The 18,905-nt window shown below is 73.5% G+C and carries 15 protein-coding genes; 4 read left to right on the forward strand and 11 right to left on the reverse strand.

All coding sequences use genetic code 11. From position 1 onward, the window contains the following. Nucleotides 1–63 precede the first annotated feature (63 nt). Nucleotides 64–2,223, reverse strand: a complete 2,160-nt coding sequence (locus ACFT41_RS07670) for a chromosome partitioning protein (RefSeq protein WP_377613762.1) — start codon at nucleotides 2,221–2,223, stop codon at nucleotides 64–66. Between the two features lie 120 nt (nucleotides 2,224–2,343). Continuing rightward, nucleotides 2,344–3,363 carry a hypothetical protein gene (locus tag ACFT41_RS07675; protein ID WP_377583234.1) on the reverse strand — a complete coding sequence of 340 codons (1,020 nt, stop codon included), beginning with the start codon at nucleotides 3,361–3,363 and terminating at the stop codon, nucleotides 2,344–2,346. 121 nt (nucleotides 3,364–3,484) lie between these two features. Between ACFT41_RS07675 and ACFT41_RS07680 the strand changes: the two genes are divergently transcribed. The 3 genes from ACFT41_RS07680 to purD all read left to right on the forward strand — a co-directional run bounded on the left by ACFT41_RS07680 (nucleotide 3,485) and on the right by purD (nucleotide 7,376). Next, nucleotides 3,485–4,774, forward strand: a complete 1,290-nt coding sequence (locus ACFT41_RS07680; RefSeq protein ID WP_377583236.1) for an adenylosuccinate synthase — start codon at nucleotides 3,485–3,487, stop codon at nucleotides 4,772–4,774. 207 nt (nucleotides 4,775–4,981) lie between these two features. Beyond that, nucleotides 4,982–5,920: a type IV toxin-antitoxin system AbiEi family antitoxin domain-containing protein gene (locus ACFT41_RS07685; protein WP_377583238.1), complete on the forward strand. Its 939-nt coding sequence runs from the start codon at nucleotides 4,982–4,984 to the stop codon at nucleotides 5,918–5,920. A gap of 196 nt (nucleotides 5,921–6,116) precedes the next feature. After that, nucleotides 6,117–7,376, forward strand: a complete 1,260-nt coding sequence (purD, locus tag ACFT41_RS07690) for a phosphoribosylamine--glycine ligase (RefSeq protein ID WP_377583240.1) — start codon at nucleotides 6,117–6,119, stop codon at nucleotides 7,374–7,376. Here purD and ACFT41_RS07695 read toward each other — a convergent pair. The 3 genes from ACFT41_RS07695 to ACFT41_RS07705 form a co-directional block, all read right to left on the reverse strand. Continuing rightward, nucleotides 7,364–8,926, reverse strand: a complete 1,563-nt coding sequence (locus tag ACFT41_RS07695; protein WP_377583242.1) for an AMP-binding protein — start codon at nucleotides 8,924–8,926, stop codon at nucleotides 7,364–7,366. The genes purD and ACFT41_RS07695 overlap by 13 nt on opposite strands. A gap of 64 nt (nucleotides 8,927–8,990) precedes the next feature. Further along, nucleotides 8,991–10,205, reverse strand: a complete 1,215-nt coding sequence (locus ACFT41_RS07700; RefSeq protein WP_377583244.1) for an acyl-CoA dehydrogenase family protein — start codon at nucleotides 10,203–10,205, stop codon at nucleotides 8,991–8,993. A 2-nt stretch (nucleotides 10,206–10,207) separates the two neighbouring features. After that, a complete protein-coding gene (locus ACFT41_RS07705) occupies nucleotides 10,208–10,660 on the reverse strand; it encodes an SCP2 sterol-binding domain-containing protein (RefSeq protein WP_377583246.1) in 453 nt (150 codons plus the stop codon). 74 nt (nucleotides 10,661–10,734) lie between these two features. On the opposite strand from ACFT41_RS07705, the gene ACFT41_RS07710 reads away from it, so the two are divergent. Beyond that, a complete protein-coding gene (locus ACFT41_RS07710; protein ID WP_377583248.1) occupies nucleotides 10,735–11,370 on the forward strand; it encodes a TetR/AcrR family transcriptional regulator in 636 nt (211 codons plus the stop codon). 352 nt (nucleotides 11,371–11,722) lie between these two features. Here the strand turns inward: ACFT41_RS07710 and ACFT41_RS07715 are convergent, their stop codons facing one another. The 6 genes from ACFT41_RS07715 to ACFT41_RS07740 all read right to left on the reverse strand — a co-directional run bounded on the left by ACFT41_RS07715 (nucleotide 11,723) and on the right by ACFT41_RS07740 (nucleotide 18,865). Then, nucleotides 11,723–12,340, reverse strand: a complete 618-nt coding sequence (locus tag ACFT41_RS07715; protein ID WP_377583250.1) for a DedA family protein — start codon at nucleotides 12,338–12,340, stop codon at nucleotides 11,723–11,725. Nucleotides 12,341–12,382: 42 nt separating this feature from the next. Continuing rightward, complete coding sequence (locus ACFT41_RS07720) at nucleotides 12,383–13,666, reverse strand: adenylosuccinate synthetase (protein WP_377583252.1); 1,284 nt, start codon at nucleotides 13,664–13,666, stop codon at nucleotides 12,383–12,385. Next, nucleotides 13,663–14,676, reverse strand: a complete 1,014-nt coding sequence (locus ACFT41_RS07725; RefSeq protein ID WP_377583254.1) for a hypothetical protein — start codon at nucleotides 14,674–14,676, stop codon at nucleotides 13,663–13,665. Before ACFT41_RS07725 ends, ACFT41_RS07720 begins: the two co-directional genes overlap by 4 nt. A gap of 10 nt (nucleotides 14,677–14,686) precedes the next feature. Next, complete coding sequence (locus ACFT41_RS07730) at nucleotides 14,687–15,688, reverse strand: serine/threonine protein kinase (RefSeq protein WP_377583256.1); 1,002 nt, start codon at nucleotides 15,686–15,688, stop codon at nucleotides 14,687–14,689. Then, nucleotides 15,685–16,437, reverse strand: a complete 753-nt coding sequence (locus tag ACFT41_RS07735; protein ID WP_377583258.1) for an NUDIX domain-containing protein — start codon at nucleotides 16,435–16,437, stop codon at nucleotides 15,685–15,687. Before ACFT41_RS07735 ends, ACFT41_RS07730 begins: the two co-directional genes overlap by 4 nt. A 103-nt stretch (nucleotides 16,438–16,540) precedes the next feature. Beyond that, entirely contained in the window at nucleotides 16,541–18,865 is a 2,325-nt protein-coding gene (locus tag ACFT41_RS07740; RefSeq protein ID WP_377583260.1) for a beta-L-arabinofuranosidase domain-containing protein, read from the reverse strand. Nucleotides 18,866–18,905 lie beyond the last annotated feature (40 nt).

The following is an 18,905-nucleotide window of genomic DNA, read 5'->3' on the forward strand; positions in this document are numbered from 1 at the left end:
GGACATCCGTCGGACCGGCCGCCGCGCTCATCAGGGCCCCGCGCGGTCAGAGCCGGGCGCCGGTCAGAGCCCCTCGGCCACCGATGCGGCGATCTTCAGCCAGGCGTCGCGGGTGGCCGAGGAGAGCTGCCCGTACCGGATCGGCTCGCCGGTGTCGATCAACCGCTCGTACGGGGCGAGCAGCACCGCCCGCGTCCGGGCCGCGAAGTGCTCCTGGATGGCCGGCAGGTCGATCTCCTTGCGCGACGGCGGCATGGACACCACCGTCACCGCCTGCCGGACGAGCCGGTGCCGCCCGCTCTGCTCCAGGTGGTCGAGCATCCGGGCGGCCGTCTCCGCCGAGTCGTTACGGGCCGACATGGTCACCACGAGTTGGTCGGTGGCGTCCATCGCGGCCTGCCAGTTCTGCGCCCGGACGTTGTTGCCGGTGTCCACGAAGATCAACTTGTAGAACCGGCTGACCACCTCCCGGATCTCGGCGAACGCCGAAGCGGTGAGCATCTCACCGCCGGTGGCCGACTCGTCCGAGGCGAGCACGTCGAACATCCCCTCGCCCTGCGAGCGGACGTACTGCGACAGGTCGCCGACCCGCCCGTGCGCGCCCTGGAACTGGCCGAGGTCGCGCAGCATGTCGCGCACCGTACGGGAGTGGAAGTCCTGCTGGGCGCGCATCCCGAGGGTGCCCTGGGTCTCGTTGTTGTCCCAGGCCAGCACGTACCCGCCGCGCTTCTGGCCGAAGGTCATGGCGAGCAGCAGGATGGCCACGGTCTTGCCCGCGCCACCCTTGGGGTTGACCACGGTCACCTGGCGTAGCCCGCCGAAGTTGCGACGCACCATCTCGATGTCGTGGCGCAGCTCCTGCTCGTGCCGCCCCGGCGGGAGCTTGATCAGCCCCGTCTTGTTCACCACGGCCCGTACGCCCATCGTGGCCACCGGGTCGGCCGGGCGCACCTGCCGGCGGCGGGCGAAGTCCTCGGCGGTCGGCGCGACCCCGGTGTCCGGCGTCCACGCGGGTTCCGGGTATCCCGGCACCCGGGTCACCCCGTCGGCCTCCCGGTAGGGCGGCTGCGGGACCGGTGCCACCGGCTGCTGCTGTGCCACCGGCTGCGGGGGCTGCGGCGGCCAGCCCGGGGGGTACCACCCCGGCGTGGCCGGCTGCTGCGGTGCGGGCGGCTGCTGCGGTCCGGGCGGCTGCTGCGGTCCGGGACCCCACCCCACCGGGGACCCGCCCGTCGTTGCCGGATAGCTCCCCGCGTGCGGGTCGACCGCCCCGGGGGCGTGCCCGGTGACGGCCGGCGGGTACGGGGTGGGGGCCAGCGGCCCGGGCGGGTTCATCACCGGCGGGAACGGCCCGGGCGGCTGTGGCGGCGCGGCGTCGACCGGGCGCGGCGCGGCGTCGACCGGCTGCGGCGGCACGGGTCGTGGCACCCGGTCGGCGGGTTCCGGCGCCGCCTCGGCCGGCTGCGGCGGTGCGGGTCGTGCCGCCTCGGCCGGCCGAGGCGGCGCGGGTCGCTGCGGCGGCAGCGCCCACGGCGACTCGGCCGCCCGCCCCTCGCCGTTCGACGCGTTCGACGCGCCGTTCGACGCCGTGACGGCCGTCCCGCCTGCGGCACCCGCCCCGTCGGTCGCGCCCGGCACCTCCGTGCCGCCAGCCGTACCGTTGCCGCTCGTGCCGGTGTTCCCGACCGTCGTCACGCCCGGTGCCACCGGGACCGGCCCGGCGGCCGTCGTCTCCTCGGTGGCCCGAAGCGGCCCGGCAGCCGTCGCTGCCCCGTTCGTGCGGGCAGCTCCACAGGCATCGTCCTGGTCGACCGGGAGCGGGTCGGGTGACGCCTGCGGGTCCAGGGTGAAGGGCAGGTCCAGGTCGACCGGACCGGGCACCGGCTGCCCAGCTCGGGGAGCCGGCACCCCGCTCACCGCGGGCGGCGCCCAGGCGGTCTCCGACGGCACCGGGGCGGGCCCGCCGTCCTGCGGCCCGGCCACCTGGTACGGGGCGTAGGTGCTCGGCGTGGCCCCCAGCGACGGGTAGGTGTCGGAGGCGACGAACGGCGGCGCGGGATCCTCCAGGTACGGCGCGGAACCCGCCGCAGCTGTCGCGGCCCACGCCGGAGCCGAGCCGCCCCGCCCTGGATCGGTCGGTTCCGGCGGCCAGAGCGGCTCGATGTCCCGCTCCGGCGCCGGCTGCTGGCCGGGCACGTGGATCCGGTCGGCGTTGTCGTCCACGCGGTTCCTCCCAATTCCTCCTGCCGAGGATAGGCCCCGGAGCCGAGCCGCCGGGATCGACGCCGGTCTCCGCCGGCGCTCCCGCCGTGCTGCCGACGGCCGACCCGGAGGTGCGCCGGGTCAGGCCGCGTAGACCGCCCAGGCCGCAGGCTCGATCCACCAGGACCGCTTCCGGGTCAGCTCGCCCTCGACCCCGTCGTCGAGGTACGGCACCCGCTCGTCGCGCGGCACGACGGCCACCGCGCGCCCCCGCGCGCGGCGTACCTCGAACCGCACCCGTTTCCTACCCAACGTCGCGCGGGTCACCACGGGAACGGCCACCGCCACCTCGACCAGCCCGTCCGTCGGGTCGCCGGCGGTGAGCAGCGGCAGCCCGTCGAGCCGGGCGTAGCCGGCCGCGTTGCCGATCGCGCAGGCCAGCAGCGGGTCGTCGCCGGCCGAGAGCACGGCGTCGTCCACCTCGATCCGCCCCCGCCAGTGCAGCGGCCGGCCGGCGTCGTCGGCGGCGCCGATCAGCGCGCCGTCCAGGGTCACCGACCCGCCGTCGTTGCGCAGCAGGTCCAGCCGCCGGACAGCGCCGTCCAGCACCGCGGCGGCCACTGCCACCGGGTCGCGCGGCAGGCCGAGCTGCGCGGCCAGGTCGCGCTGCCCGCCGGCACGGGCCGGATCGAGCGGGAGTACGCCCAGCGGCGGCAGATCCGGCACCGTACGGTCGCCGGGCAGGTCGGCCGGGCGGCGGCTGGGCGGCGGAGCGTACCGCCGGACGAGCCGGCGCACGACGGCGCGCAGCTGACCGTCGCTGGCCGTGGCGACGACCAGCCGGGTCTTCGAATCCGGGTCGGGCCAGGCGAGCCCGTCGGGGCGGGGCGGGGCGTCGAACCGGGCCAGCACCTCGTCGATCTCCGCGTCCGAGCGGGCGGTGACCGTCTCCACCCGGGCGCCCCGGGCGGTCAGCGCGTCCGCGCAGGCCAGTACCGGCACCCGGGGAGTCTCGCACCGCTGTTCGGCCGGGGCGTGACCGTCGTCACCGGTCGCGCCGCCGCCGGCCGCACCGTCGCCGCAGCAGGCGCCGCCGCTGCCGCAGCCCCCGCCGGGGGCGTCCCGTCCCGAGCCGAGGGTGAGCAGCACCACGTCGTACACGAAGGAGCCTCCTGACTTCGACGAACCCCTGCCGGTCCCACCGTGACCTCTTGTTAGCCTGACACCCCGGGCTCGCTTACCGGTCGCCACCTGGCACCCGAGCCTTCTGGAGGCGGAGAAGATGCCAGCGATCGTGCTCATCGGCGCTCAGTGGGGCGACGAGGGCAAGGGCAAGGTTACCGACCTGCTGGGTGAGCGGGTCGACTACGTCGTGCGCTACTCCGGCGGCAACAACGCCGGCCACACGGTGATCACCCCGGACGGGCAGAAGTACGCGCTGCACCTGATGCCGTCGGGCGCGCTCTCGCCGAGCGCGATGATCATCATCGGCAACGGTGTGGTGGTCGACCCGAAGGTGCTGCTGACCGAGATCGACGGCCTCGCCGAGCGCGGCGTGGACGTCTCCCGGCTGCGCATCTCCGGCGACGCGCACCTGATCATGCCGCACCACCGGGCCCTGGACCGGGTCGTCGAGCGCTACCTGGGCAGCGCCCGGATCGGCACCACCGGCCGGGGCATCGGCCCGGCGTACGGTGACAAGGTCGCCCGGATGGGCATCCGGCTCCAGGACCTGCTCGACCCGGGCATCCTGCGCAAGAAGCTGGAACTCGCCCTGCGCGAGAAGAACCAGATCCTGTTCAAGGTCTACAACCGCAAGGCGATGGACGTCGACGCGACCGTCGAGGAATACCTGGCCTACGCCGAGCGGCTCAAGCCGTACATCGCCGAGACCCGGGTGATGCTCTGGGACGCCCTGGACCGGGGCGAGACGGTGCTGCTGGAGGGTGCCCAGGCCACCATGCTCGACATGGACCACGGCACGTACCCCTTCGTGACCTCGTCGAACCCGACGGCGGGCGGGGCGTGCGTGGGCGCGGGCATCCCGCCGACCGCGATCAACAAGGTCATCGCGGTGAGCAAGGCGTACACCACGCGGGTCGGCTCCGGCCCGTTCCCGACGGAGCTGTTCGACGACAACGGCCAGCACCTGCGCAAGGTCGGCCACGAGTACGGCACGACCACCGGCCGGGAGCGCCGCTGCGGCTGGTTCGACGCCGTCGTCGCCCGGTACGCGTGCCGCCTCAACGGCGTCACCGACCTGGTGATCACCAAGCTGGACGTGCTCACCGGCCTGCCGAAGGTCCCGCTCTGCGTCGGGTACGAGATCAACGGCGAGCGCTTCGACGACATGCCGATGACGCAGACCGACTTCCACCATGCCACGCCGATCTACGAGGAGCACGACGGCTGGTGGGAGGACATCACCAAGGCGAGGACCGAGGACGAGTTGCCGGAGAACGCGCGACGCTACATCGCACGGATCGAGGAACTCTGCGCCACCCGTGTCAGCATCGTGGGGGTAGGCCCAGGCCGCGAGGAGAACGTGACCCGCCACCCCCTCCTCCCCTGACCCCCGGCCTCCCACCCCGGCCTCCCGCCCCCGCTCCCGCTCCCCCCTCCCCGCCCCCGCCGGTTGCCGTCGGTGATCAAGAGGTTTGCGTCGCGAGAGTGCTCGCCGCTGACGCAAACCTCTTGATCACCTATCGTCCTGCCTCGATATCCACAGGGTTATCCACAGGGGTCGAGGTCTGTGGGGTGGGCGGGGCAGGGTGGGGTGGTGACGCCGTTGGAACTCGTCCACCAGATCGCCGCCGGGCAGGACGGAATGGTCACCATCGCCCAGGCGCAGGCGGCCGGGCTGAGCCGCGACCAGATCCGGCACCTCTGGCGTTCAGGCCGGTGGGTGCGGCTGGCGCGCGGCTGCTTCGCCCCCGCCAGCGAGCTGGGCGGCCCGGCGACCGTCCGGGCCCGGGTCCGTGCTGCGGTGGCCAGTCTCGGGCCGGGGGCCTTCGCGGTGCTCGACACGGCACTGGAGCTGCACGGCATCGCCGGCCTGCGTCGCAGCTCGACCATCCACGTCTCCGTGCCGGTGAGCCGTCCCCGGCCGCAGCGGAACAGCGACCCCGCGCTTACGGTCCACCAGCTCACCACCGTGGCCGGGGACATCGTCCGGGTGGCCGGCATTCCCGTGACGTCTCCGCTGCGCACCATCACCGATGTGATCCTCCGGCAGGAGAGATACCCGGCGGTGTCCGTGCTCGACTCGGCGCTGAGCGGCGGATTCGTCACCCCGGACGACCTGGCCACGGCGGGGGCGCTCATCCGGGGACGGAGGGGTGCCGTTGCCGCTCGGGGATATCTGGGAGAGGCGGACGGCCGGGCGCAGTCACCGTTGGAAACCCGGTCCCGGCTGAGATGCGTCGACGGCGGTGTCCCCCCGGACACGCTGCAACTTCAGGTACGTGACGAGGACGGGCACCTCCTCGGCGTCGGTGACCTGGGCTGGCGTGCGGCTCGACTGATCGCCGAAGCCGACGGGGCCGGCCCGCACAGCTCACCGGAGGCACTCCTGGCCGACCGGCGGCGGCAGAACCGCCTGGTCAACGCGGGCTGGCGAGTGCTCCGATTCACCTGGTCCGACACGCTGAACCCGGACTACATCCCCTGGACGATCCGCCAGGCCCTATCCACCCCCCACCCCCCACTGACCCACTGACCCCCACCCCCACCCCCACCCCACCTCTTCCCTCCCTCACCTCGCCCACCCCGCCCCGGTGATCAAGAGGATTCGGTCAGATTGAAGATCGAACTTGACGCAAATCTCTTGATCACCGGGGTGGGGGTGGGGCAGGGGGCGGGGCTGGGCGGGGGTTGGGCGGGGCGGGCAGCGGGGGTGGGTAGAGTTCGTGGGCGTGCGCGTACTTCTTCTGGGTGGTGGCGGGCGGGAGCATGCGCTCGCCCTGGGGCTCGCAACCGATCCGGCCGTCGAGGGGCTGATCGCGGCGCCCGGTAATCCGGGGATCGCCGAGGTGGCCGAGCTGCGGGCGGTGGACGCCGTCGACCCCGCAGCCGTCGCCGCGCTGGCCGTGGAGACCGTCGCCGACCTGGTGGTGATCGGCCCCGAGGCGCCGCTGGTGGCCGGGGTCGCCGACGCCGTACGCGCCAAGGGCATCGCCGCGTTCGGGCCGTCCGCCGAGGCCGCCCGGCTGGAGGGTTCGAAGACGTTCGCCAAGGACGTGATGACCGCCGCCGGGGTGCCCACCGCGCGGGCGTACACCTGCACGGATCCCGAGAGCACGGCCCAGGCGCTGGACGAGTTCGGCCCGCCGTACGTGGTGAAGAACGACGGGCTGGCCGCCGGCAAGGGCGTCGTCGTCACCGACGACCGGGCCGCTGCGCTGGCGCACGCCGCCGAGTGCGGCCGGGTCGTCGTGGAGGAATACCTGGCCGGTCCCGAGGTCTCCCTCTTCGTGGTCACCGACGGCGAGGCGGCGCTGCCGCTGCTGCCCGCGCAGGACTTCAAGCGGGTCGGCGACGGCGACGCCGGCCCGAACACCGGCGGCATGGGGGCGTACGCGCCGCTGCCCTGGGCCCCGCCCGGCCTCGTTGACGAGGTCATGGCCGACGTCGTGCACCCGACGCTGGCCGAGATGCGCCGCCGGGGCACCCCGTTCGCCGGCCTGCTCTACGTCGGCCTGGCGATGACCGCCGCCGGCCCCCGGGTGATCGAGTTCAACGCCCGCTTCGGCGACCCGGAGACCCAGGTCGTGCTGGCGCTGCTGGAGACGCCGCTCGGCGGCCTGCTGCACGCCGCCGCCACCGGCACCCTCGCCGACCACCCGCCGCTGCGCTGGCGCGACGGCGCGGCGGTGACCGTGGTCGTGGCCGCCGGCAACTACCCGGGCACCCCGCGCACCGGCGACGTGATCACCGGCGCCGACCGTCCGGGCGTCATCCACGCGGGCACCGCCCGCCGGGCCGCCGACGGCGCGTTGCTCTCCGCCGGGGGCCGGGTCCTCTGCGGTACGGCCACCGGCCCCACCCTCGCCGCCGCGCGCGACGCCGCGTACGAGCTGGTGGCTGGCATCGGGCTGGCGGGCTCGCACCACCGTACCGACATCGCCGCCGCAGCGGCCGACGGCCGGATCACCATCCCCGGTCAGCCGACGTAGCGGCGCAGCTCGCGGGTGAGCACCTTGCCGGTGGCGTTGCGCGGCAGGTACTTCACGAAGACCACGTCGCGGGGGACGCTGAACCGGGCCAGGTAGTGCCGGACGTACTCGCGGACCGCCTCCGGGTCCAGGGTCTCGCCGGGGTGCAGGGCGAGGAACGCGGCGAGCCGCTGGCCGTACTCCTCGTCGGGCATGCCGATCACGGCGACCTCCCGGACCTGGGGCAGCCGGGCGACCAGGTTCTCCACCTCGGACGGGAAGACGTTCTCCCCGCCGGAGACGATCATGTCGTCGGCCCGCCCGTCGACGAAGAGCAGCCCGTCGGCGTTGACCCGGCCGAGGTCGCCGGTGTCCAGCAGCCCGTCCCGGCTCTCCCGGGCGGCGCCCGAGGTGTAGCCCTCGAAGAGCATCTCGTTGCCGACGAAGATCCGCCCGACCCGGCCGGTGGGGACCGGCTGGCCCTCGTCGTCGAGGATGCGCAGCCGGGTGCCGTGCGGCGGGCGGCCGGCGGTGGTCGGGGCGGCCCGCAGCTCGGCGGGGCCGGCGATGGACGCCCAGGACACCTCGGTCGAGCCGTACAGGTTGTAGAGGACGTCGCCGTAGGCGTCCATGAAGCGCAGCGCCAGCCCGCCGGGCAGCGCCGACCCGCTGAGCGCGACCACCTTCAGGGCCGGCTTCGGTTCGGGCGGTGGCACCTCCATCAGCCGCTGCACCATCACCGGCACGGCGAACATGGCGTCGCAGCGCCGCGCCACGAGCGCGTCCAGCGTGGCGGACGGGTCGAAGCGGCGGTGCAGCACGATGGTCGCCCGCAGGGCGAAGCAGACCTGGAGGGCCGCGTACCCCCAGGTGTGGAACAGCGGCGCGGCGATCAGCACGGTGTCCCGGACGCGCAGCGGGATGCGGTCGATGATGGACACGAGCGGGCCGAAGCCGTGCGGGGTGGGGCGGCGTGCGCCCTTGGGCGCGCCGGTGGTGCCGGAGGTCAGCACGATGGTGCGGCCCTCGCGCGGCGGCGGCTGGAGGTCGCCGGGCAGCGCCCCCGCGATCAGCTCCTCCAACCGGGCCTCGTCGACCCGCGGCAGTTCGGCGGGGAGGCCGAGGGCCCGCTCGGCGAACTCGGCGTCGTGCACGAGGACCTTCAGCCCCTGCTCCTCGGCGACGGTGGCGAGCTGCGCGGCGGAGAGCCCCGTGTTGACCAGCACCGCGTCCGCGCCGAGCAGGGTGGTCGCGACCATCGCCTCGACCAGCCCGTGGTGGTTTCGGCAGAGCAGCCCGATGCGGTCCCCGCTGTGCACGCCGAGCCCGCCGCGCAGCGACTTCGCCAGCCGTTCGGCGCGGTCGAGCAGGGCGCCGTACGTCAGCTCGGCGCCCTGCTCGTCGACGACGGCGATGCGGCCCGGGTCCCGGGCGGCGGCCTGGCGCAGCTCGCCGGCGAGGCTCCAGCCCCACCGGCGCAGCGCGTTGAGTTGTGCGGCGACCCGGATCGGCTGGCCCGGGGTGAGCAGCCCGCGCCGGGTCAGCGTGGCGACGGTGAACGGCAGATCCATCCGCGGGCCTCCTTCGGTGGCGTGCGCGCCGGCCCCACCTGGGGTCGTGCGGCGCGGGTCGGGGTCAGCGGACGTGGACGCCGGAGATGGCCCGGGAGATCACCAGCCGCTGGATCTCCGACGTGCCCTCGAAGATGGTGTAGATCTTGGCGTCCCGGTACCAGCGTTCGACGGGATGGTCCCGCAGGAAGCCGGCCCCGCCGAGCAGCTGCACGGCCTTCTCGGTGACCGACACGGCCACCTCGCCGGCCTTGAGCTTGGACATCGAGCCCTCGCCGGCGGTGAACGGGCGGTTGTTGCGCCCCATCCAGGAGGCCCGCCAAACCAGCAGCCGGGCGGCGTCGATCTCCATCTTCATGTCGGCCAGCGCGAACGCGACCGCCTGGTTCTCGATGATCGGCCGGCCGAACTGGACCCGGTCCTTCGCGTAGTCCAGCGCGTACTCGTAGGCGGCACGGGCCACGCCGAGCGCCTGCGCGCCGACGGTGGGCCGGGACAGCTCGAACGTGCGCATGGCGGCCTGGCCAGTGGCCTTCTGGCCGGAATGGGCGCGGGCCAGCCGCTCGTCCAGGGCCTCCTTGCCGCCGAGCAGGCAGCGGCCGGGGACCCGGACGTCGTCGAGGAACACGTCCGCCGTGTGCGAGGCGCGTAGCCCCAGCTTGCGCAGCTTCCGGGTCGCGCTCAACCCGGCGGTGCCCGGGGGTACGACGAACGCGGCCTGGCCGCGCGAGCCGAGCGTCGGGTCGACCGAGGCGGTGACCACGTGCACCCCGGCGATCCCGCCGTTGGTGGCGTACGCCTTCTGCCCGCGCAGCACCCACTCGTCGCTGGCCTCGTCGTAGACGGCCCGGGTACGCATCGCGCCGACGTCGGAGCCGGCCTCCGGCTCGGTGGTGCAGAACGCGGCGACGGCGGGGGAGTCGGCGTCGCCGAAGCACTGGGGCACCCATTCGACGAGCTGGTCGGGGGTGCCCGCGCCGTAGATGGCGGCCACGGCGAGGGAGGTGCCGAAGATGCCCAGGCCGATGCCGGCGTCGCCCCAGAAGAGCTCCTCGCTGGCGATGGGCAGGGACAGGCCGGTGGGGTCGGCCCAGCAGGTGGCGAGGAACTCGAAGCCGTACAGCCCGACCTTCGCCGCCTCCTGGATGACGGGCCAGGGGGTTTCCTCCCGCTCGTCCCACTCGGCGGCGGCCGGGCGCACGACCTCGGCGGCGAAGCCGTGCACCCAGTCCCGCAGGTCCCGCTGCTCTTCGTTCAGGTCGAGCGAGAATTCGGCCATCGTCAGGCCTTGGGGATGTTGAACAGGTTGGCGATGTTGGCCGCGAGGCCCAGGTCGCCCTTGGCCTTCAGCTTGCCGGTCATGAACATCATCACCGGGTTCGCGCCGCCGGAGACGATCTTCAGGAACTCCAGCGGGCCCATGGTGAGGCTCAGCTTGGGGTCGTGCTGCGGGGTCTCGTTGACCGTGCACGCGCCGTCGGCGACGACGATCTCGTAGGTGTCCGTCCCGCCGTCGGGGCGGCCGGTGATGCCCCAGTGGATCACCGCGTTGGTGGAGCCGGCCCGGTCGGCGCGGAACAGCGTCGGCATCCGGCCGAAGACCTCGCTCAGGACCTTGCCGCGCAGGTCGCCGGACATCACCTCGGCGATCTTGTCGTCGGGGGTGGACTTGACCAGCTGGGCGAACTCCTTCGGGCCGTAGTTGGCGAAGTTGGCCGGGTCGAAGTCAGTCATGGAAGGTGCACCTCTCGGGCGGCAACTGTGGTTACTCCGGCGTAACCTTACGCACGAGTAGGTATGCTTGCAAGGTGTCCAGCACCCCCACCTTCAAGCGCCTCCCCCGGGCCGTACGCGAGCAGCAGATGCTCGACGCGGCCGTCCGGGTCTTCTCCCGACGCGGCTTCCACGCGGCCAGCATGGACGAGATAGCCGAGGTCGCGGGCATCTCCAAACCCATGGTGTACGCGTACCTGGGCAGCAAGGAGGAGCTCTTCGTCGCCTGCCTGCACCGCGAGGGCACCCGCATGACCGAGGCGATCGCCGGGGCCGCCGCCCCCGACCTCGACGCCGACGAGCGGCTCTGGCGCGGCCTGCGCGCCTTCTTCGGCTTCGTCGGCGCGCACCGCGACGGCTGGGCGGTGCTCTACCGGCAGGCCCGGGGCTCCCAGCCGTTCGCCGGGGAACTCGCCGCCATGCGGGCCCGGCTCGTCGAAGTGGTCGCCGGGATGCTCGACCACGCGCTGCGCGCCCGGGGCCGCGAGGTGAGCGCCACCGACCTGGAGGTCGTCGCGTACGCCCTGGTCGGCGCGAGCGAGTCGCTGGCCGACTGGCTCGCCGACCACCCGGAGGCCGACCCGGAGAAGACGGCCACCCGGATGATGAACGTCGCCTGGCTCGGCGCCGACCAACTCCTCCGCGGCTACACCTGGCACCCTGGGGGGTAAGGAAGGGCCCCCTGTTAGCGCTTTCTGTATAGGAAGGGCCCCCTGTTGACACCCGACGCGGAGGCTCGACGCCGAGGCCGGTCGGGCCTGCAGTCGTTACGGAACGCCTCCCGCCGTCCTTGCCCCACGGCAGCGGCGGCTCGTCGAGGTGCTGGCCCGATCGCCGGAGCCCTGGCTGCTCGACGGCCGGACGTCCGGCGGCTTCGCCTGGCTCGTCGCGGGCTACGGCCTGCCGCGCACCCGGGAGGCGATGTCGACGTACCTGACGGGAGGCCCTGCCCCCGCTGTCGGCGTGAGGGCGGCACGGGCCTGGCCCTCGCCTGGCCAGAGGCCGTTACGGGCGCGGCGCGACTCAGCGGCGGGTGGCGGCGTGGCGGCGGGCGCGGAGCCGAAGCCAGCGGGCGGCCTCCAGCAGGCCGGTGATCGCGACCGACAGCCCGACCCCGGCCAGGATGCCCTTGACCGGCTCCCGTTCGAAGGCCAGCCCGCCGAAGTAGCCGAGGAGCCCGCAGTACGCCGCCCAGGTGGTGGTGGCCAGCGCGTCGAAGAGCACGAACGACCGCAGCGGGTAGCGGACCGCGCCCATCGTCAGGGTCACCGCCGTGCGTCCGCCGGGGACATAGCGGGCGGTGGTGAGGATCATGCCGCCGCGCCGGTCGACCGCCCGACGGGCCCACTCCGACCCGGCGCGCCGCCGGCTGTCCGCCGGCAGCCGGGCGAGCCGGTGCGCGCCGCCGCCCCGACCGATGGCGTACGACAGGTGGTCGCCGGCCAGCGCGCCGAGGGCGGCCAGCACGATCACCATGGTCAGGTCCGGCTGCCCGCCGACCGCGAACACCCCGGCGGTCACCACGACCGTCTCGCCGGGTACGGCCGGGAAGACGGCGTCGACCGCGGTGACCACGAAGATCACCAGGTAGACCCACGGCGAGGTGACCGTGTCGTGGAGCAGGTCGAGCACCGACTGCATGCCCTCATGCTCTGCCGTGGCAGTGTTAGGAAGGGGCCCTTCCTATACAAAAGGCGTTAATAAGGTGCCCTTCCTTACAGCCTTGCCCTCGGCGGTGGGTGAGTGGGACGTGAGCGTCACCGGGGTGGCCAGCGCCTCCTCGACCGCCGCCGGCCAGTCGGCGGGCGGGACGGCGTCGTAGACCGGGCGGGCCGCGAGCAGGCGGGTCGTGAGGGCGGCCTGGCGGGCCAGGTCGCCGGCTGGGCCGGGCTCCAGCCGGTCGGTGCTGTCGTAGCGGCGGCAGATCCGCAGCCCTCGGCCGGCCAGCCCCCGGCCGGAGAGCGGCTGGTCGGCCAGGTCGAGATGGGTGAGGGCGAGTCCGTCGACGCCGCCGGTCACGTCGAGGGCGTACCGGTGGGCGACCGCGTCGAAGTGGCCGAACCGGAACCGCCCCTGCCAGGGGTTGGTGGCGTTGTGCGGGTCGGTCAGCGGCAGCGCCGGATCCTCGGTGACCAGGGGGCCGGGGCCGTGCCGGGTGGTGGCGATGCGCAGCACGCCCAGCCGCTCGGCGGTGCCGGCCAGCCCCGCCTCGGCGAGCAGCCCCTCCGCGTTGGCGAACGTGGTGGTGCTCCACGTCGTGTACGGGTGGAAGCCGTGCCACTCGTCGAGCAGCACCCCCTGCGCCCCCTCGAAGACGCAGGTGCCGGCGCGCAGCACCCCGGCCAGGTGGGCCCGGTCGACGATCGCCACCTGCTCGGCGAACGCGGTGAACGCGGGCAGGCAGTCGTCGACGGGCGGGGCGTCCAGCGGGCCGAGTTCAGCGGTGAGCCGGTCGCGCAGCGCGGCGAGCCGGCGGCGCAGCACCGCCGGGGTGCGGCAGTCCGCCACCCGGGGCGCCTCGTCGGCGTGGGCGAGCCCGTACGCGACGGCCTCGCCCACCCCCAGCCCGCAGGAGCCGTGCCGGTCGGCTCCCCGGGCCAGCTCGCGGGCCCGGTTTGCGGCCCGGTGGTACGGGGTGGCCAGCAGCGCCTCCCCGTCGACGGTGAGCCGGTCGAGCGCGTCGGGCACGCCCACCGTGGTGAGGTGGTCGGCCTCGGCGGCCAGGGCGAGCGGGTCCACCACCACGTGCCGGGACAGGTGGGTCCGCACGCCGGGGCGGAAGGTGCCCGCCCCGAACTGCGCGAACGTGTGGTGCCGCCCGTCGTGCAGGACGACGTTGTGCGCCGCCTGCGCGCCCCCGTTGAAGCGGATCACCGTGTGGACGGGCCGGGTGGCGCAGAGCCAGTCCACGACGGTGCCCTTGCCGGCGTCGCCGTAGCCGAGGTCGACCACCAGCACGTGGTTCACAGCCGGGTCACTCCCCGGGGAGCGACCGGCGTCGACGAACCCGGCACGACCGGCGTCGACGAACCCGGCGCGGGCGGCGTCGACGGCGCGGGCAGCGTGTCCACCTGGTCGCGGGGGCCCCGGCCGAGGCGGGCCAGCGCCTTCGACACGGTGCCGGTGGCCGTCGAGCCGGCCTTCTTGAGGTCGGCCAGGCCCTGGTCCAGGTCGACGGCCTGCTCGCCGAGCCCGACGGTGAGCGCGATGGTCTCGCAGACCGCGTCGAGGTCGTCGAGCACGACGGCGTTCTGCCCGAGCAGGTCGCGCCAGAAGTCCAGCACCTTCGCGTTGCCGGCGTAGTGGCTGCCGGCGGGGAGCAGGTAGTAGGTGTCCCAGCGCCGGGTCACCTCGTCGACGATCTGCCGCAGCGGCACGTCCTCGCCGAGGTCGTCGCCGATGAGCGGGCTCACCTGCCGCCGGTCCACCCGGGGGTAGGCCAGCTCGTCGCCGATGATGAACAGGTAGCCGCGCCGGCCCCGCTTCTCCCAGGAGTCGGTGGCGGTGCGCCGGGCCATGAAGTACATGGCCAGCTCGTACGACTCGGTCATCTGTCCGCCGCCGCCGCCCTCCAGCACGATCCGGCCGAGGTCGTCGTCCATCCGGTTGTCCGACTCGAACTGGCCGACCTGCAACGGCACCCGGTCGCAGGTGGCGTCGCCGATCGCGCCGAACATGATCTGCGGGTCGCGGGCGTACCCCTGGCGGAGCAGGAGCCCGAGCAACTGCGGCAGCTTGGTCTGGAGGGTGCGGGGCACGTGCCCCATGGAGCCGGTGACGTCGAACAGCACCGAGATCGCGGTCGACTGGGGGTGCTCGGCCGAGTCGCGGCTCTCCCGGGTCGCGCCGAGCGGGTCGAGCGCGGGGTGCACCTTGCGCGCCCCGCTGTCGCTGTACGCGAACGCGCTCTTGCCGGTGGTCCGGCGGTACCGGTCGGCGGCGTCGTACACGTCGGTTGACCACATTCCACTGCCCATGGCAGCCTCCCTAGGGGTTGCGGGTGAAGGGGTTGAGGGTGAAGGGCCGGAAGGTGCGCGGCCCGTACAGCCGCTCCAGCACCTCGTCCAGTTCGCGCAGCAGTCGCCACGCGTCGTCGGGCCGGGACCGCAGCGCCGGGCGGCGGCAGCCGTGGGCGAAGGCGCGCAGCTCGCGCGGGGACCGGTCGCCCATCAGCCACGCCATGCACGCGGCGGCCATCGCCAGGTCGGTGCCCGGCCCGGCGGGCCGCCGCGCGGCGACCTCGGGCGGGTACCAGTCCTCGTGGCCGGGCACCAGCGCCGGGATCGCGCCGCCGGCGGTCACGGAAAAGCACCAGTCGACGAGCACCACGCCGTGCCCGTCCGGCTCGATCAGCACGTGCCGGGGCAGCACCGCGCCGTGCACCACGCCGGCCCGGTGGGCCAGGCCCAGGGCGACCAGCAGCCGCCGCCACATCCAGGCCGTGTCCCGGCCGTCCAGCCCGTCGGGGTACGCGCGGCGCGCCTCGTCGAGGCTGTGCAGGCCCGGCGCGGTGGCCAGCACGCTGATCCGCCGTTCCGCCCCGGTCGCCGGGTCCCGGTGCCGGAGGGTGTCGACGAGCCGGGGCACGTACGGCAGGTAGCGGGGGTCGCCCCGCTCCTCGATGGTGCGCAGGGCGTCCTGCTCGCGGGCCATGAGGTCGTTGTCGGCGGGGTCGCGGGGCAGCTTGAGCAGCCGGTTCGCCCCGACGTCGTACAGGTCGGCGAGGTCTCCGGTGTGCGCGAGTGGGCCGAGCCGGTGCCCGCCGAGGACGATCGGGTCGGCGCTGGCCCGCCCGGCCCGCCACCGGGTGGTGACGTGGACGAACGCGTCGGTGGCGGCGGCGCGTACCGCCGGGTCGAGCGCGCCCAGCCGGTCGGGGTGCAGGGCCGCGACCAGCTCGCGGTAACGGTGGGCCGACGCGTCGGCGCCGAACAGGTCGGCGTCGGTGCGGGCGGCGGCGACCAGCCGGATCGCCTCGTCGGTGTTCACCGCACCGTCTCCTCCCGGGCGGGGCGCAGCAGCGCCGGGTGCAGCAGCCGGGCGTCCCCGGCCCGGTAGAGCTTGGCCCGGGGGCCGCCGCGCGTGCCGCCGCGTTCGGTGCTCGCGCCGGTGCTCTCCACGAGGCCGGGCACGGAGAGCACCTTGCGGTGGAAGTTGCCGGGGTGCAGCGGGTGCCCCCAGACCGTCTCGTAGACGGCGCGCAGCTCCGTGATGGTGAACTCGGTGTCGAGGAAGCGGGTGGCCAGCGGGGTGTATTCCAGCTTGGACCGGGCCCGCTCCAGCCCGTCGTCGATGATCCGGGTGTGGTCGAAGGCGAGCTGCCGGCTGCTCAGCGCGGTCACCGGCAGCCAGATCGCGTCGTCGGCGTCGCTGCCGGCGGCCGGGTCGGGCAGGTCGGGGGCGAACGCGAGGTACGCCACCGAGACGATCCGCATCCTCGGGTCCCGGTCGGGGTCGCCGTAGCTGCCGAGCTGTTCCAGGTGGACGCGGCGCAGCCGCTCGCCGCCGAGGCCGGTCTCCTCGGCCAGCTCCCGGCGGGCACCGGTCGCCAGGTCCTCGTCGGGGCGGACGAATCCGCCGGGCAGTGCCCAGTGCCCCTCGAACGGCGGCGCGCCCCGACGGACGAGCAGCAGGTGCAGCGCGTCGGACCGGACGGTCAGGGCGACCACGTCGACGGTGACGGCGACCGCCGGGTAGGCCCGGGGGTCGTAGGCGGCGAGGAACTCCTGCTCGTTCACGGCGTCTCTCTCACTCTGAGAACATCTCAATGTGAGAACAACCTAGCGCACGAAAGAGTGAATGCCAACCCCTCGCGCCGAAGCCGACCGGCGCCTCCTCCGCTCAGAGGCTGACGATGGTCCACTGGTTGTTGGTGTTGGCATTGGCGGTCCACATGCCCACGGTGGAGCCGGCGGCGGTCCGTCCCATGCCGTCGAGGGCGGTGCCGGTGCCCCGGTTGACGATCTGGAATCGGCCGTTGCCCAGGCTGCTCAGGTGCCACTGCTGGTTGTTGCCGCCGTTCCACGGCGCCTGCCGGGCGTCGGCGCCGTTGGTGGTGTTGCCCCAACTGTCGACGACCATGCCGTTGGTGCGGTTGACGATCCGGTGGTAGCCGCCGCCGAGGTCGACCAGCTGCCAGTGCAGGTTGGTGGAGCCGTCCCAGTTCCACTGCTTCAGCACCGATCCGGAGCTGACGTTCCCGCCGCTGTCGAGGACGAGGCCGGTGGTGACGTTGGCGATCCGCACGAAGCCGGTGGGGGTGCCGCCGCCGGTGTTCCAGTAGACGTTGTAGTTGATGCCGTGTGCGTCGTAGAACGGGATCAGGTTGACGGTGGACCCGTTGGCGGTCGCGGTGAACGCCAACGAGTTGGTGCTGGTCCGGGTGATCGACGAGGTGGTCAGCGACGGCGGCGCGGAAAGGGTGGCGTTGCCGTAGTTGCCGGCCAGGACGACCGGGCCGTACGTGATGGCGCCGATGCCCGGGTTGTCCACGGTGGCCCGGACGACGGCCTGCATCGGCAGGCGGACGGTGACGGTGTCGCCGGAGGTCCACCCCCGGGTGACGGTGGCGTAGCTACCGGGGGTGGTGGCGACGTCCTGGGCGACGCCGTTGACGCTGATCGTGGCGGCGGTGGCCCAGCCGGGAATGCGGACGCGCATCGACCACGAGCCGCTGACCTTGCCGCTGACCTGGAGAGTGGTGGTGTCACTGGCCGGGTAGGAGGTGGTCTGGGTGACCGTGATGCCGCGCTGGGTCCAGTTGAGCACCGAGGGCGCGAACAGGTTCACGATCAGCGTGGTGTCGGCGTGGAAGTAGATGGAGTCGGCCAGCTTGGTCTGCATCTCCAGGCCGGTGCCCTGGCAGCACCAGAACGAGTTGTAGTCGGTGCTGTAACCGGGGTTGAGGGGCACGACGCCACGGCGGGCTCCGGGATTGAGCGGCGTGAAGTAGCAGACGTGCCCGTGGCTGTCGGCCGGGTTCTGTTCGCCGATCATCTGGTTGGACAACGCCCGTTCGAAGTAGTCGAACAGGTCGGCGCGCTCGGGCTGGAGCGTGAACAGCTCCCGGGTGAGCTTGAGCATGTTGTACGTGTTGCAGTTCTCGCAGGTGTCGTCCGTCAGGAACGCCGCGATCGCGTTGGGCGCCTTGAAGTGCTCCCGCACGCTGTTGCCGCCGATCACGTAACTGTGCCCGTCGACGGTGAGGCTCCACGCGTTGGTGGCGATGTCGCGGTACCGGGCCGTGCCGGTGGCCTTGTACTCCCGGGCCGCGCCGATCCACTTCGGGACCTGGGTGTTGGCATGCAGGCCATCGAGCCGGTCGGAGTTGGCGGCCAACGGGTCCAACACGACGGCGTGGTCGAACCGCTGTGCCGCCGTCAACCAGCGGATGTCACCGGTCTGCTGGTAGAGGTCGGTCAGCACGGCGCCCATGCCGCCGAACTCGTTGTTCAACACCGACTGCATCTGCGAGTAGCCCAGTCGGCCGGTGCGCCAGTCCACCCAGCCGGCCTTGCTGGTGAGCACGGTCAGCGCCTGGCTGTTGCCGGTGAGCTGGTATTGGTCGAGCAGGCCCGCCATGATCTTGTGCAGGGTGTACCAGGGTGCCCAGACCCCCTGGCCGCTCTCCAGCCGGTCGAAGAAGTTCTCGGGGAAGGCGGAGAGGTAGCCGGCCCGGTATCCCCGGCCCGGTGACGCCGCCTGGCAGGCGGCCAGCGCGTTGACCAGGTAGTCGCCTTTGGCCTTGTAGGTGGCGTCGTCCGTGATCGCGTACGCCTGCGCCAGCCCCGAGAGCAGGTGTCCCATGCTGTGCCCGCGCAGCTCCATGCTCGGTGCCTCCCAGCCCCCGACCGGCTGGGCGGAGCTGGCGATCCCGACGTTGGTGCGGAACGTGTGCAGCAGGCGATCCGCGTCGATGAACCGCAGGTAGGCGAGTGTCCGGTTCTGATTGTCGAGCCATCGGCCGGCGGTGAGCCGTGCCTGACCGGGCGCGAAGGGAAATGCCGAGACGCCGAGGTCCGGGCGGGCGGGGGCCGCTGCGGCACTCTCCGGCGCTGCCGCCACTGCCGCGGCTCCCCCGACCAGAGCAGCCGGGATGGCGCTGGCTGCCCGCAGCAGGGTGCGGCGATCGACGGCCGGTCCGGGCAGTGGCGGATTCCGCTTCATCTTGATCCTCACTGTGCTGGCGACGACCGGCTACGCGACA

The organism is Micromonospora sp. NPDC057141, from assembly GCF_042670805.1.
GTDB lineage: Bacteria > Actinomycetota > Actinomycetes > Mycobacteriales > Micromonosporaceae > Micromonospora.